We start from the raw sequence: 14,542 nt of genomic DNA, 5'->3' as shown, positions 1-14,542 counted from the left end.
GTCGGGAAGTCCGCGGCCCGGCCGGCGCAAGCCGGACCGGGCCGCGGCCCGGTCAGCTCACGTTGGCCGGGCCGAGGACGCTCTTCAGGTCACCCATCAGCGCGGTCGTCGCCGCCACCCGGAACGGGCCCAGCCGCAGGGTGGTGGTGCGCCCACCGTTCTGGAGTTTGACGTGCACCTCGGTGTCGCCGGGGTGCAGCACCAGGGTTTCCTTCAGTTTCTCCACCAGCGGTGGCGTGCACCGGTGCACCGGGATGGTGAGGGTGACCGGCTTGTTGGTGGCGCTGGTGCTGACGTCCGGCATGGACATGTCCATCGCCATGATGCGTGGGGTGTCGTCGCGGCGGTCCACCCGACCCTTGACCACCACGATGGCGTCCTCGGCGATGTACTGCCCGATCACCTCGTAGGTGTTGGGGAAGAACAGCGTCTCCACCCCACCGGCCAGGTCCTCCAGGGTGGCCGAGGCCCAGGCCCGGCCCTGCTTGGTGACCCGGCGCTGCACCCCGGAGAGGATGCCGGCGAGGGTGACCACCGCCCCGTCGGGCACCCCGCCCTCCTCGGCGAGCGCGGCGATGGTGGTGTCGGCCGCCGCGTTGAGGATGTGTTCCAGGCCGAACAGCGGGTGGTCGGAGACGTAGAGGCCGAGCATCTCGCGCTCGAAGGCCAGCTTGTCGCGCTTGTCCCACTCACTGTCGCTGATGGTCGGCATCACCGTCGTGCTGCCGGTGTCGCCATCGCCGAAGCCGGCGCCGAAGAGGTCGTACTGCCCGACCGCCTCCTTGCGCTTGACGTCGGCGTACGCGTCGATCGCGTCGGCGTGCACCGCGAGCAGGCCCTTGCGGGGGTGCTCCATCGAGTCGAACGCGCCGGCCTTGATCAACGATTCGATGGTCTTCTTGTTGCAGACCACCGCGTCCACCTTGGACAGGAAGTCGTAGAAGTCGGTGTAGTCGCCCTTCTCCTCGCGGCAGCGCATGATCGAGGCGACCACGTTCGCGCCGACGTTGCGCACCGCGGCCAGGCCGAAACGGATGTCCGAGCCGACCGGGGTGAACGGCCCGGCCGAGGTGTTCACATCCGGTGGCAGCACCTGGATGCGCATCCGGCGACACTCGGACAGGTAGAGCGCCATCTTGTCCTTGTCGTCGCCGACACTGGTCAGCAGCCCGGCCATGTACTCGGCCGGGTAGTGCGCCTTCAGGTACGCGGTCCAGTAGGAGACCAGGCCGTACGCGGCGGAGTGCGCCTTGTTGAAGGCGTACCCGGCGAACGGCACCAGGACGTCCCACACCGCCTGGATCGCCTCGTCGGAGTAGCCGCGCTCACGGCAGCCGTCCCGGAACGGGATGAACTCCTTGTCGAGGATCTCCTTCTTCTTCTTACCCATCGCCCGGCGCAGCAGGTCTGCCTGACCGAGGGTGTAGCCGGCGAGGATCTGCGCGGCGCGCTGCACCTGCTCCTGATAGACGATCAGGCCGTGGGTGGGCGCCAGGATCTCCCGTAGCGGCTCCTCCAGCTCCGGGTGGATCGGCGTGATCTCCTGCAGGCCGTTCTTGCGCAGCGCGTAGTTGGTGTGCGAGTCGACGCCCATCGGGCCGGGCCGGTACAGCGCCAGGACGGCGGAGATGTCCTCGAAGTTGTCCGGCTTCATCAACCGCAGCAGCGACCGCATCGGCCCACCGTCGAGCTGGAACACGCCCAGCGTGTCACCGCGGGCCAGCAGCTCGTACGCGGCCAGGTCATCCAGCGGCAGGGCCAGCAGGTCGAGCTTCTTACCGTGGTTGAGCTCGATGTTCTTGACCGCGTCGTCGATGATCGTCAGGTTGCGCAGGCCGAGGAAGTCCATCTTCAGCAGCCCGAGCGACTCGCAGGTCGGGTAGTCGAACTGCGTGATGATCGCCCCGTCGGCGTCACGACGCATCAACGGGATGTGCTCGATGATCGGCTCGGCGGACATGATGACACCGGCGGCGTGCACACCGGTCTGCCGGATCAGCCCCTCGATGCCCTTGGCGGTGTCGATCACCTTACGGACGTCCGGGTCGGAGTCGTACAGGCCGCGGATCTCGCCGGCCTCGGCGTAGCGGGGGTGCTTCGTGTCGAAGATGCCGGTGAGCGGGATGTCCTTGCCCATCACGGCCGGCGGCATCGCCTTGGTGATCCGGTCACCAACCGCGTACGGGAAGCCCAGCACCCGGGCCGAGTCCTTGATCGCGGCCTTCGCCTTGATCGTGCCGAAGGTGGCGATCTGGGCGACCTTGTCCTCGCCCCACTTGTCGGTGACGTACTTGATCACCTCACCGCGCCGACGCTCGTCGAAGTCGATGTCGACATCCGGCATCGACACCCGCTCGGGGTTGAGGAACCGCTCGAAGATCAGCCCGTGCTGGATCGGGTCCAGGTCGGTGATGCCCAGTGCGTACGCGACGAGCGAGCCGGCGGCCGAACCACGGCCCGGCCCGACCGCGATGCCCTGGTTCTTCGCCCACTGGATGAAGTCGGCGACCACGAGGAAGTACGACGGGAAGCCCATCTGGTTGATGACGCCCAGCTCGTACTCCGCCTGGACGACGTGCCCCTCCGGGATGCCGTTCGGGTAGCGGCGGCCCAGGCCGGCGAAGGTCTCCTTGCGGAACCAGGACTCCTCGGTCTCCCCCTCGGGCACCGGGAAGCGCGGCATCAGGTTGTGGAACTCGAACATGCCGGTCGGGTCGACCTTCTCCGCGACCAGCAGCGTGTTACGGCAGCCCTCCTGCCACAGCTCCGACGAGTCCACCGCGCGCATCTGGTCGGCGCTCTTGATGAAGTAGCCGCCGCCCTCCAGGCGGAACCGGTTGGGGTCGTCGATGTTGCTGGCCGTCTGCACACAGAGCAGCACGTCGTGCGCGGTGGCCTGCTCCTCGACCGTGTAGTGCGAGTCGTTGGTGACCACCGGCGGGATGTTCAACTTGCGGGCGATCTCGGTGAGCCCCGCACGGACCCGGGTCTCGATGGAGAGACCGTGATCCATGATTTCGACGAAGTAGTTGTCCTTGCCGAAGATGTCCTGGTAGGTGGCGGCGACCTTGAGCGCCTCGTCGAACTGGCCCAGCCGCAGTCGGGTCTGCACCGCGCCGGACGGGCAGCCGGTGGTGGCCATGATCCCCTCGGCGTACTCGGCGATCAGCTCCATGTCCATCCGGGGCCACTTGATGTAGTGCCCCTCCATGGATGCCCGCGAGTTGAGGGTGAACAGGTTCTTCAGGCCCTGCGCGTTCTTCGCCCACATGGTCTTGTGGGTGATCGCGCCGTTACCGGAGACGTCGTCGCTCTTCTGCTCCGGCCGGCCCCACTTGACCCGCGCCTTGTGGAAGCGCGACTCCGGTGCCACGTACGCCTCGACGCCCAGGATCGGGGTGATCCCGGCCTCCATCGCCTTGTTGTAGAAGTCGTTCGCGCCGTGCATGTTGCCGTGGTCGGTGATCGCCACGGCGGACATGCCGAGCCGCTTGGCCTCGACGAACAGGTCCTTGAGGCGGGCCGCTCCGTCGAGCATCGAATACTCGGTGTGCACGTGCAGATGCGCGAACGAGTCGGCCATGCGTGGCGCCCCCCGGCGGTGTGGATCTTGATGGTCGGAGCCGACCGGGACCTACCCTACCGAGGTGATCTCGGCGGCTCCACCGTCCGCGCCGACGGTCGTGGCCCTCGTCTCCTCAACGCCGGCGGATGAGCCTAGGCTCGGTGCATGGCCAGGTACTACGACGTGCACCCGGAGAACCCGCAGCCCCGGATCATCGGCCAGGTCGCCGACCTGATCCGCGGTGGCGGGCTGGTCGCCTACCCCACCGACTCCTGCTACGCGCTCGGCATCCAGCTGGGCAACCAGGACGGGCTGGACCGGATCCGCCAGATCCGGCACCTCGACGATCGGCACCACTTCACCCTGGTCTGCCGCGACTTCGCGCAGCTCGGCCAGTTCGTCCAGATCAGCAACTCGGTGTTCCGCCTGGTGAAGGCGTCCACCCCGGGCAGCTACACATTCATCCTGCCGGCCACCCGAGAGGTGCCACGCCGGATGTTGCACCCCAAGAAACGGACCGTCGGTGTCCGCGTACCCCGGCACACCGTCACCCAGGCGCTGCTGGCCGAGCTGGCCGAGCCGCTGGTGTCGAGCACCCTGGTCCTGCCCGGGGACGACGAGCCGATGACCCAGGGGTGGGAGATCAAGGAACGGCTCGACCACCAACTCGACGCGGTGCTCGACGCCGGCGACTGCGGCAAGGAGCCGACGACCGTGATCGACCTGTCCGGGCCCGAGCCGGAGATCCTGCGCCGGGGCGCCGGAGACGTCTCACGCTTCGAGTAGCGCGCCGGCCGGTTCGCGTCGGATGCCGGACCGTACCGGGCCGCGCCGGCGTCGCCGGTCGTACGCTTGAGGATCGGCACCGGCGAGCATTGGAAACCCGGCATGCCCGACGCGGACGACATCGACGCCCTGGCCCGGTCCGCCGCGTGCGGCGACCCGGCAGCACTGGACGCTCTACTGCTCGCGGTACGCCCCGAGGTGCTGCGGCTGTGCGCACGGTTCCTGCCCAGCCGGGAGGACGCCGAGGAGGCCTGCCAGGACACGCTGGTGGCCCTGGCCGGCGGCATCACCCGGTTCGAGGGCCGCTCCTCGTTCCGCACCTGGCTGCACCGGCTGACCGCCAACCGGGCCCGCTCGACGTACCGCACGCTGCGCCGCCGCTGGCGGCTGGAGGCCGGCGGCGTACCCCTGCCCGAGCAGGCCGACCCACGACGGACCAGCGTGGTCGCGGGCACCCGCCTCGACCTGCTCGACGCCTTCGACGCCGTCCGCCCCGACCTCGCCGAGGTGGTGGCCCTGCGCGACATCCTCGGGCTGAGCTATCCCGAGATCGCCGCACTGCTCGACGTGCCGGTGGGCACCGTGAAGTCCCGGCTGCACCTGGCCCGACGGCAGGTCCGGCAACGCCTCGGCGCCGAATGAGCCCCGCCGCGCGACGCCGCGCACTGCGCCGGCTCCGCACCGGTGTCGTCGCCCTCGTGGCTGCCGTGGTGGTCGCCGCCTGCGGCGCCGACGCGGTCGCGCCGCTGCCCGTGCAACCGCCCGGCCCGTCCAGTCCGCCGCCGACCCCCTCCGCGACCCCCGCGCCCACCGGGTCGCCGTCCCGACCCCCGCCGACCAGCGGGCGTCCGATCGCGGCACCGCCCGCACCAACCACCGCCAGGGGTACGCCGCAGCGAACGGCCCCCACGTCGACCACGCCGACCGGGCCGACCACGAGCTGCCAGGGCGCCGTTCGCTACGACCTGCCGCTGGCCGAGACCGAGCTTGAGCTGCTGCGCTCCCTCTGCTTCGCCACCGGCGCGGTGCTGCGGATCCAGGGCATCGGCCCCGGCCTGGTCACCGTGGACCGCCCGGAGCTGGTGTCGCAGCAGTACGAGGCCGGGGTCGTGGACATCCGGTTCGTCCGCCCCGGCACCGTCGACGTCACGATCCCGCAGCAGGACCGGTCGCACACGATCACGGTGGTGGTCCGCTGAGCCGCGTCACGAGCTGACCGGAGCCGGGACGGGTCGTCGCCGCATCCGGAGGAACTCGCCGACCGCGACCCCCAGCAGCACCAGCCCGGCGGCCACACTCACCGCCAGACCGGGCAGGTACGCCGTGAAGGACGCCAGGGCGATCGTCGCGACCACACCGATGACGTGGGACAACGGCCACCGCTCGTACGCCTCGTGTTCGAGCACCGCCCGACCGCACAGGAAGAGCCCGGCGCCGCCCAGGATGAGCGCCGTCATGGCGGCGCCTGTCCGCGCCCCGGGCTGGTCCATGATCCGTTCGACCCCGGCGGCCGTGGCGACCACCCCGACGATCATCAACCAGTGGGCGTACGGGTTGGTCTGCACCAGCCGGGTCCGGTGTGGTGAGGCGTCGATGGCGGCGCGCAGGGTCGCGCCCGCTCCTCGCGCGTAGCTCCACCAGAGCACTACGGCCGTCAGGAAAGCGACGACGAAGGTGGCGAGTCGGTCCCCGGTGAAGGGCTGGTGACCCAGGGCGAGAACGCTGATCAGGATGAGTTCACCCACGGCGAGGATGTAGATCTGCTGGTACCGCTCGGCGAGGTGCTCGGATGCCACCTGGTACACGGGCAGGGGCGGCCGACCCGGGATCGGGAAGCGGAGTCCGTAGCCGGTGTAGTCCACGGCCAGGGCGGCCAGCCACACGGCGAGTCGCCACCCCGGGTCGGGCACCAGGCCGCCCACCACCCAGATGCTTCCCGAGCACACGCCCCAGACCAGGGCGCGCACCGTGCGTTCCTGCTCCTGCCGGCCACGCAGAGACCGGATGAGCACCAGTCCCCGGCCCACGATGATCACGGCCCAGGTCCCGCCGAAGAACAGCCCGTGATCGCCGAACGCCCCCGGCAGGGCCGCGGCCATCAGCATGAGGCCGAACATGGCGGCCAGGATCAGGATCGGGATCGGTTGCTTCCGGGGACTGTAGGTGTCGGTGATCAACGTCGTGGTCACCCACACCGCCCAGAGCGTCGACAGGGCGAGCAGCCCCTGGGCGAAGCTGATCCAGGTCAGCTCGGTCGCCATCTTCTGCGACGTCATGGCCAGCCCGGCGACGAAGGCCAGGTCGAAGAAGAGCTCCAGCAGATCCGTCCGCTGCGGTCCGCCCGGCCCGCGGGTCGGCGGTTGACGCGTCTCGGCCTTCCCCGGCCTCCGCCCGCGCTGTGCCGCCACGGTGACAGCTTCACACCCGAGGGCCCACCACCGGGCGCGTTCGCCGGCACCGCGACGGCCGTCACCGCACATGTACGCCGGCGAGCAGGGTGTCCACGAACTCGGGCGCGGCGTCCGCTGGTGGCGCGATCTGCACGTACACCAGGGCGGGCCGGCCGGGATGCAGGCCGGCCGACTCGACGATCTGCGGCCGGCCCTGGTCGCAGCGGTACCGGATGACCGTCCACTCGACGTTCGCCTGCCGGGTGGTGCGGGCCGGGGCGGGTACGCAGTCCCCGTGCGTCCGCTCGGCCAGGAATCCGACCGGCGTGGTGCGTGCCCCCGTGGTGGCGGAGAGGCCGACGAAGGCGCCGGGCAGTCCGGGATCGGCGGCCCAGCGGCGGGGCTGCGGCGACATCACCAGCGCCGGTTCCGGTGCGCCGTCGGCATCGTACTGACCGGCCCAGGTCGTCCCCCTGGCCGACCAGCCGGCCGGCAGGGCCACGGTCAGTGGCCCGGTCGTGTACGTGCCGCCGACCGGCCGAGGTGACCCGGTGCCACCCGGCTCGGCGCCCGCCCCACCCACCGCTGCGGCGACGGCCACGATCGCGGCCCCGGCCAGCCGCAACCGGTACGGGCGGCGGCCCTCCGGCCGAGGTGACGGCGAGCCGGTCGTCCGAGCCGATGCGGCCGGCGCCCGCACCGGAGCACTCGCGTGTACCAGCGCGGCGTGTAGGGCCGCAGCGTCGGGATGCCGGTCGGCCGGGTGGTGCGCCGTGGCCTGGGCGAGCACCCCAGCGACAGCCGGCGGTACGCCGTCCCGCAGTCGGATCTCCGGGACGCGCCGAGGCTGATCGGGCCGGGGCGGGTTCGCGCCCAACGGGTCGGCGGCCAGCAGCCGAATGCCGAGCCGGCCGAGCCCGTACACGTCGGCGCGTGTGTCGATCACCGCACCGGGGTCGTCCTGCTCCGGGGCCATGTAACCGGGGGTACCGGCCCGGGCGGTCAGCCCGGAGGCGGCCGCGAGCGCCTTGGCGAGGCCGAGGTCGGCGATCAGCACCTGCTCGGCACCGGGGTCTTCCGGTCCGGCGGAGCGGAACAGGATGTTGCCCGGGGTCAGATCACGGTGCACGACACCGTGTCGGTGCAGCACGGCGACCCCGGCGCAGACCTCACCGAGCAGCCGCAGCGCCGCCGGCACCGGGATCTCGCCAGCGGCCAGCCGGTCCCGCAGGCTCCCCCCGTCCGCCCAGGCCAGCACCGCGTACGGCCGGCCGTCGGGCAGCTCACCGACGGCGTGTACCCGGACCAACCGCTCGTGCTCCAGCCGCCGCAGCAGCCGGGCCTCGTCGCGGAAGCGTTCCCGGACCCGCAGGTCGTGGCTCCAGTTCTCGGCCAACACCTTGATCGCCACGTGCGCGTCGAGCACCGGGTCGTAGCCCAGCCAGACCATCGCGAACGAACCGACGCCCAGCAGCCGTTCGATGGCGTAGGGCCCGATCTGCTGCGGAGCCGTCACCGCGTCACCCCCGGCCAGCGCCGTCGGTTCGCATTCCTCTGCACAGTAGACCGACCCGATCGGAAACCCGACGAACCGTTGGCCCGGGCGCGGTGACTAACAGGGCAGAGACCCGTCACCGAAGGAGCACACCATGAAGCGTCCCTCGATCGTCCTCACCACCGCCGCGCTGGCGCTCAGCACGCTCGTCCCGCTGACCACCGCCGGCCCGGCCTCGGCGGCTTCTCCCACCGCCGGCCCCGCGTCCGCCACGGCGCGCGGCCCGCTCGCCACCGCGGCCCTCGTCGGGCACCACCACCCGCAGGTGCTCAGCGTCCACGGCGCCGGGGCGTACCGGATCGGCGCCAGCCTGGCGGCGCTCACCGCGGCCGGGCGCATCGACTGGGTGGCGCCCGGCTGCGGCCCGGTGGTGTACGCGGGGGTGACCGGCTCCTGGGCCGGCGTGCTCATGCTGGCGTTCCGCGACGGTCGGCTGGTGGCGGTGGGTACGGCCACCGCGCCGCCCCGCTCCCCCGCCGGAGCGACGGTCGGCATGTCCTTCGCCGAACTGGAGGAGATCTACGGCCGGCGGGGCTCGCTGATCCGCAACGACGCGGGCGACGCCGAGGCGTACCTCGTGCGGGTCGGCTCGCGGGTGGAGTTGTTCACCGGGCACCCGATCCGTCCCGGCGTGGGCTTCTTCGAGGTCGGGCCGGCCGACTTCGTCGAGCGGAACTTCCGGCTGGGCTCGGCCTGCTGATCAGCGTCAGTCGTCGGGGCGTCCGGTCGGTACCGGGCGCCCCGCGTCCTGTCCGGGGCACGGATCTGTGGGAGACACGATGATGTCGGGGTGGACAACACTGTGTGGCACACAGTATGGTGTGACACATGGTTAGCGAGGATGTTCTACGGACGCACCTACAGGAGTTGCGTCGAGGCACCGTCGTGGTAGCCAGCCTGGTCGCGCTGCGGCGACCGGACTACGGCTACGCACTGCTGCAACGGCTCACCGACCACGGCTTCCCGGTGGACGCCAACACCCTCTACCCGCTGCTGCGCCGCCTGGAGGACCAGGGCCTGCTGACCAGCGAGTGGAACACCGAGGAGAGCCGACCGCGCAAGTTCTACCGGACCAGCGACGAGGGCGAGTCGATGCTGACCCGGCTTCTCGACGACCTCGCCGCCGTGCAGACCTCCATCACCGGGCTGATCCAAGGAGTGGAACGATGAACACCCTGACCGACCGCTACCTCGCCGCCACCCTGCGCTCAGTGCCCGCTCCGCGACGCGAGGAGATCGCCAACGAGCTGCGCGCCTCGATCGACGACATGATCGAGGGCCGCACCAGCGACGGGGCGAACCCGACCGCCGCCGAGCGGGAGGTGCTCACCGAGCTGGGCAACCCCGACCTACTGGCCGCCCAGTACGCCGACCGGCGGCTGCAGCTCATCGGCCCGACCTACTACCTGGTCTGGTTGCGACTGCTGAAGCTGCTGCTCAGCTTCATCCCGGCGATCGCCGGCACGGCGGTCACCGTCGTCGAAGCCGCCCAGGGCAAGGGCTTCGGGGCCATCGGGACGGGCGTCGTCGTCGTCCTGCACGTGGCCGTGCACATCTGCTTCTGGCTCACCCTGGTCTTCGCCATCATCGAGCGCTCCCAAACGACAGTGGACCTGCCGGAGTGGAACCTCGACCAGCTGCCCGACGCGCAAGTGCGTCGGGGCATCCCCCTCGCCGACACCATCGCGTCGGTGGTCACGATCATGGTGACCATCGCGTACCTGCCCTTCCAGCACTACGAGTCCTGGGTGCACGACACCGATGGCGACAACCTTCCGATCCTCGACCCGGCACTGTGGTCGTTCTGGCTGCCGGCGCTGATCGTGGTGCTTGTCGCCACCGCGATCTTCGAAATCGTCAAGTACCGGATCGGGCGCTGGACCTGGCCCCTGTTCGGCGTCAAGGCGCTGCTCAACGTGGCGTTCGCGGTGCCGCTGATGTGGTTGGCGCTCTCCGACCGGCTGCTCAACCCGGCCCTGGCCGAGCGCCTGAGCTGGCTGGCGAACGCGGACAACCGCGACACCCTCGGGGCCGCCATCGCGCTGGGTGCGGCCGTGATCATGGTCTGGGACCTCATCGACACCGCGACCAAGACCCGACGCCAGACGGCGTGAGCGATTCCCGACAGGGCGGCCCGGCGCGTACCCCGCGCCGGGCCGCCGCCCGTTGGCCGGCACCGCTGGCCCGCCCGCCGGACACGCCTGGCCGGGCCCGTGGCATCGTTCTCGAATGATCGCGGCACAGCAGGGGGAATGGCACCGCCCGGGTCCAACGGCCGAGCAGCGCCGCAACGACCTGTGGCTCGGGTTGGGGATGACGGGGCTGGCGCTGGTGAGCCTCACCCTGGCCCGCAGCACCGGGGCGTTCCTGCTGGGTCCGCCGCCGTCCGGGCCGGAGCAACTGTTCTGGACCGTCGCGGTGACGCTGCCGCTGATCTGGCGGCGGCGTTGGCCGGTCGCCACCCTGCTGATCGTCTCGGTGGTGTTCATCGCCGGGCAGGCGCGATCGGCACCGGAGACCCAGTTCTCCTCCTGGGCCCTGTTCTGCGCCCTCTACACCGTCGGCGCCTGGGGGCAGAACCATCAGCTGGCCCGCCGGCTGCGCATCGGTGTGATCGCCACGATGTTCGCCTGGTTGGGGATCTACTACGCGGTGACGATCGAACACATCCCGCCCGGGGCCTTCGCCGACGCGGTCGGACCGGTGCCACCGGTGCTCGCCGCGATGGTCAACGGCGTACTGGTCAATGTTCTGGTCTTCGGTTTCGCGTACTTCTTCGGCGAGACCGCCTGGGTGGCCACCCGACGCGAGCACGAACTGCACGCCCAGGCCGAGGACCTGCGCGGGTCGCAGGCCGAGTCCCGGGAACGCGCGGTGCTCGGCGAACGGGTCCGGATCGCCCGGGAGTTGCATGACGTGGTCGCCCACCACGTGTCGGTGATGGGGGTGCAGGCGTCCGCCTGCCGCCGGGTGTTCGACCGCGACCCGGGCAAGGCCCGCACCGCACTCGCCGCCATCGAGCAGAGCGCCCGCACCGCCGTGGACGAGCTACGGCGAATGCTGGGCGTGCTGCGGACCTCCGGCGACGCCGTCGCCGCGCCACCGGCCGCCGGCGGCGTCGAACGAATCGGCGAGCTGATCGAGCGGGCCCGGGCCGCCGGCCTGACGGCGACCCTCGGGGTGTACGGCGACTCGATCGCGCTGCCCGAATCGGTCTCGCAGGCGGCCTACCGGGTGACGCAGGAGGCGGTGACCAACACCCTGAAGCACGCCGGGGCGGACATGCTGGACGTGCGCGTCCGGTACCTGGCTCGGGAGGTGGAGGTCGACGTGACCGACGACGGACGGGCCGGTGGCACGACCAACACCGTCGGGCTGGGACTGATCGGGATGCGCGAACGGGTCACCGCGCACGACGGCGACCTGGAGACCGGACCGCGCGCCGGCGGCGGGTGGCGGGTACGCGCCCGCTTCCCCCTACCGGTCAGCGCGGGGCGTTCGTCATGAGCGCCACACCGGGAGCGCCGATCCGGGTGCTGCTCGCCGACGACCAACATCTCGTCCGCACCGGATTCCGGGTCATCCTCGAGGTAGAGGACGACATCGAGGTGGTCGGCGAGGCCGCCGACGGCGAACGGGCCGTCACCATGACCCGCGCCACCCGCCCCGACGTCGTACTCATGGATGTGGAGATGCCCGGGATGGACGGCCTGGAGGCCACCCGGCAGATCACCGCCGACGGGCCGGGCGCACCCGCGGTGCTGATCCTCACGACCTTCGACCGCGACGACTACCTGTTCGCCGCGCTGCGGGCCGGAGCCAGCGGCTTCCTGCTCAAGAACGGCACACCGGAGGAACTGATCGAGGCGATCCGGGTGCTGGCCAGGGGCGACGGACTGCTCGCCCCGGAGATCACCCGTCGAGTGATCTCCACGTTCGCCCGCCCCGGAGACCCGTCGGGCACCGCCCACCGCGGGCCGGACGCCGAGGCCGCGCTGGGTGAGCTGACCACGCGTGAACGAGAGGTGCTGATGCTGCTCGCCTCCGGCGCCAGCAACGCGGAGATCGCCGCGACCATCCACCTTGGCGAGGCGACGGTGAAGACGCACGTGAGCCGGGTGCTGGCCAAACTCGGCCTGCGAGACCGGGTGCAGGCGGTGGTGTTCGCGTACGAGAACGGGGTGGTCCGACCCGGCGGGTGACCGGCATCCGTCGCGCGGCGGACCCACCCGTTCCCCCGCCGGGCGGACGGCTGAGCGCGGTATTCGATCTAGCGTGGGTGCGTGACCAGAACGCTTCGCCTCGACGGCGTCGACCGCAGCTTCGGCGACCGGCAGGTACTCAAGAACGTTTCCTTCGAGGTGGCCGCCGGCCGGATGACCGGCTTCGTCGGCGCCAACGGCGCCGGCAAGACCACCACCATGCGGATCATCCTGGGTGTGCTCTCCCCGGACGCCGGGGAGGTGAGCTGGGGTGGCGCGAAGCTGACCCGGCAGGACCGCCGACGCTTCGGTTACATGCCGGAGGAGCGGGGCCTCTACCCCAAGATGACCACCCGGGAGCAGGTCACCTACCTGGGTCGACTGCACGGCCTGGACGCCCCTGCGGCTCGGCGTGCCACCGACACGCTCCTGGAACGGGTGGGGCTCGGCGAACGCGGCGACGACCTGCTGGAGACACTGTCGCTGGGCAACCAGCAGCGCGCCCAGATCGCGGCCGCGCTGGTGCACGACCCCGAGGTGCTGGTGCTCGACGAGCCGTTCTCCGGCCTCGACCCGCTGGCCGTCGACACCGTCGTCACCGTGCTACGGGAACGGGCCTCGGCCGGAGCGCCGGTGCTCTTCTCCAGCCACCAGCTCGACGTCGTGGAGCGGCTCTGCGACGACCTGGTGATCATCGCCGACGGGGTGATCCGGGCGGCTGGCAGCCGGCAGCAACTGCGCGACTCCTACACCGTGCCCCGCTACGAACTGGTGGTGGCGAGCGACGCCGGCTGGGTGCGCGACCACCCCGGGGTGACCCTGGTCGAGTTGGACGGGGCGCGAGTGGTCTTCGACCTGCCGGCCGGCGCCGACGAACAGCCCCTGCTGCAGGCGGCCCTCGCCCGTGGCCCGGTCCGCGCCTTCCGCCCGGTCAGCCCCTCGCTCACCGAGATCTTCCGAGAGGTCACCCAGTGAACATCACCCAGGCCATCCGGCTGGTCGCCGAACGCGAGATCCGGGTCAAGATCCGCGACCGTACCTTCCTGTTCGGCACGCTCTTCTTCCTGCTCATCGCCGCGGCCGGCACCATCCTGCCTCCGCTGCTCTCCGGCGGACCGTCCACCGTGGCGGCGACCGAGAGCGCGGCCGCTCCGCTGCGCGCGGCCGGCCTTGAGGTCCGGGTGGTCGCCGACGACCGGGCCGCCGAGCAGGCCGTCCGCGACGACGACGTCGACGCCGCGGTGGTCGCGGGGCCGGCCGTCCTGGCCATGGACGAGGCCCCCGACGACGTGGTGGCGGCGCTGAGCAGCCAGCCGACCGTGCACCTGCTCGACCCGGACGCGGTCGACCCGGTGGTGGCGTTCCTGGTGCCGTTCGTCTTCGCGTTCGTCTTCTTCATCACCTCGCAGACGTTCGGGGTGCAGATCGCGCAGAGCGTCATCGAGGAGAAGCAGACCCGGATCGTGGAGATCCTGGTCGCCGCCGTGCCGGTCCGAGCGCTGCTGGCCGGCAAGGTGGTGGCCGGTGGCATCCTGGCGTTCGCCCAGATCGCGCTCATCGCGGTGGTGGCGGTGGTCGGCATGCAGATCGGTGACAGTGGCGGTCTCCTCACCCTGCTCGCCCCGGCGATCGGCTGGTTCGTGCCGTTCTTCCTGCTCGGTTTCGTGCTGCTCGCCGCGATGTGGGCGGCGGCCGGCGCCCTGGCCAACCGGCAGGAGGACATCGCCGCCGTATCGACGCCGGTGCAACTCGCCGTCATGCTGCCGTTCTTCGCGGTGATCTTCCTGAACGACAACGACACCGCGATGCGGGTGCTGTCCTACCTGCCGTTCTCGTCGCCCACGGCCATGCCGCTGCGGCTGTTCACCGGCGACGCGGCCGGCTGGGAGCCGTTCGTCTCGCTGGTCATCCTGCTGCTCGCCGCCGGGGCGTTCCTGGTCGCCGGGGCCCGGGTGTACGAGGGGTCGCTGCTGCGCACCAACGGCCGAACCTCCCTGCGGACCGCCTGGCGGGAGCGGGAGACGATCGGCTGAACCCCTGGCCA

The 14,542-nt window shown here is 71.1% G+C and carries 14 protein-coding genes; 11 read left to right on the top strand and 3 right to left on the bottom strand.

Going from position 1 to position 14,542, the window contains the following annotated elements:
• Positions 1-52: 52 nt before the first annotated feature.
• Positions 53-3,583 (bottom strand): DNA polymerase III subunit alpha, encoded by a 3,531-nt coding sequence (gene dnaE / locus JOD64_RS25025; protein WP_204944478.1) that lies wholly within the window; start codon positions 3,581-3,583, stop codon positions 53-55.
• 147 nt (positions 3,584-3,730) lie between these two features.
• On the opposite strand from dnaE, the gene JOD64_RS25020 reads away from it, so the two are divergent.
• The 3 genes from JOD64_RS25020 (at position 3,731) to JOD64_RS25010 (ending at position 5,550) form a co-directional block, all read left to right on the top strand.
• A complete protein-coding gene (locus JOD64_RS25020; protein WP_179783200.1) occupies positions 3,731-4,351 on the top strand; it encodes an L-threonylcarbamoyladenylate synthase in 621 nt (206 codons plus the stop codon).
• A 102-nt stretch (positions 4,352-4,453) separates the two neighbouring features.
• Complete coding sequence (locus tag JOD64_RS25015) at positions 4,454-4,993, top strand: RNA polymerase sigma factor (RefSeq protein ID WP_204944477.1); 540 nt, start codon at positions 4,454-4,456, stop codon at positions 4,991-4,993.
• Positions 4,990-5,550: a hypothetical protein gene (locus JOD64_RS25010; protein ID WP_204944476.1), complete on the top strand. Its 561-nt coding sequence runs from the start codon at positions 4,990-4,992 to the stop codon at positions 5,548-5,550. Before JOD64_RS25015 ends, JOD64_RS25010 begins: the two co-directional genes overlap by 4 nt.
• A gap of 6 nt (positions 5,551-5,556) precedes the next feature.
• Here the strand turns inward: JOD64_RS25010 and JOD64_RS25005 are convergent, their stop codons facing one another.
• Both JOD64_RS25005 and JOD64_RS25000 read right to left on the bottom strand, forming a co-directional pair.
• Positions 5,557-6,759 carry a low temperature requirement protein A gene (locus tag JOD64_RS25005; RefSeq protein WP_204944475.1) on the bottom strand — a complete coding sequence of 401 codons (1,203 nt, stop codon included), beginning with the start codon at positions 6,757-6,759 and terminating at the stop codon, positions 5,557-5,559.
• Positions 6,760-6,820: 61 nt separating this feature from the next.
• Positions 6,821-8,257, bottom strand: coding sequence for a serine/threonine-protein kinase (locus tag JOD64_RS25000; protein ID WP_204944474.1), 1,437 nt, complete (start codon positions 8,255-8,257; stop codon positions 6,821-6,823).
• 133 nt (positions 8,258-8,390) lie between these two features.
• Here JOD64_RS25000 and JOD64_RS24995 point away from each other — a divergent pair, with 133 nt between their 5' ends.
• From JOD64_RS24995 to JOD64_RS24965, 8 genes are all read left to right on the top strand, one after another.
• Positions 8,391-8,996 carry a hypothetical protein gene (locus JOD64_RS24995; protein WP_204944473.1) on the top strand — a complete coding sequence of 202 codons (606 nt, stop codon included), beginning with the start codon at positions 8,391-8,393 and terminating at the stop codon, positions 8,994-8,996.
• A 128-nt stretch (positions 8,997-9,124) separates the two neighbouring features.
• Positions 9,125-9,466, top strand: coding sequence for a PadR family transcriptional regulator (locus JOD64_RS24990; RefSeq protein WP_204944472.1), 342 nt, complete (start codon positions 9,125-9,127; stop codon positions 9,464-9,466).
• Entirely contained in the window at positions 9,463-10,410 is a 948-nt protein-coding gene (locus JOD64_RS24985) for a permease prefix domain 1-containing protein (protein WP_204944471.1), read from the top strand. The genes JOD64_RS24990 and JOD64_RS24985 overlap by 4 nt, the downstream gene beginning before the upstream one ends.
• Positions 10,407-10,529 (top strand): hypothetical protein, encoded by a 123-nt coding sequence (locus tag JOD64_RS33575; RefSeq protein WP_275581593.1) that lies wholly within the window; start codon positions 10,407-10,409, stop codon positions 10,527-10,529. The genes JOD64_RS24985 and JOD64_RS33575 overlap by 4 nt, the downstream gene beginning before the upstream one ends.
• Positions 10,526-11,803 carry a sensor histidine kinase gene (locus tag JOD64_RS24980; protein WP_204944470.1) on the top strand — a complete coding sequence of 426 codons (1,278 nt, stop codon included), beginning with the start codon at positions 10,526-10,528 and terminating at the stop codon, positions 11,801-11,803. Before JOD64_RS33575 ends, JOD64_RS24980 begins: the two co-directional genes overlap by 4 nt.
• A complete protein-coding gene (locus JOD64_RS24975) occupies positions 11,800-12,498 on the top strand; it encodes a response regulator (protein WP_204944469.1) in 699 nt (232 codons plus the stop codon). Before JOD64_RS24980 ends, JOD64_RS24975 begins: the two co-directional genes overlap by 4 nt.
• 81 nt (positions 12,499-12,579) lie before the next feature.
• Entirely contained in the window at positions 12,580-13,473 is an 894-nt protein-coding gene (locus tag JOD64_RS24970) for an ABC transporter ATP-binding protein (RefSeq protein ID WP_204944468.1), read from the top strand.
• Entirely contained in the window at positions 13,470-14,531 is a 1,062-nt protein-coding gene (locus tag JOD64_RS24965; RefSeq protein ID WP_204944467.1) for an ABC transporter permease, read from the top strand. Before JOD64_RS24970 ends, JOD64_RS24965 begins: the two co-directional genes overlap by 4 nt.
• The last annotated feature ends 11 nt before the right edge of the window (positions 14,532-14,542 follow it).

Origin of the sequence: Micromonospora luteifusca (assembly GCF_016907275.1) — a bacterium.
Lineage (GTDB): Bacteria > Actinomycetota > Actinomycetes > Mycobacteriales > Micromonosporaceae > Micromonospora > Micromonospora luteifusca.
The sequence above is the reverse complement of the archived record's forward strand: the minus strand, read 5'-3'. Positions and strand labels throughout refer to the sequence as shown.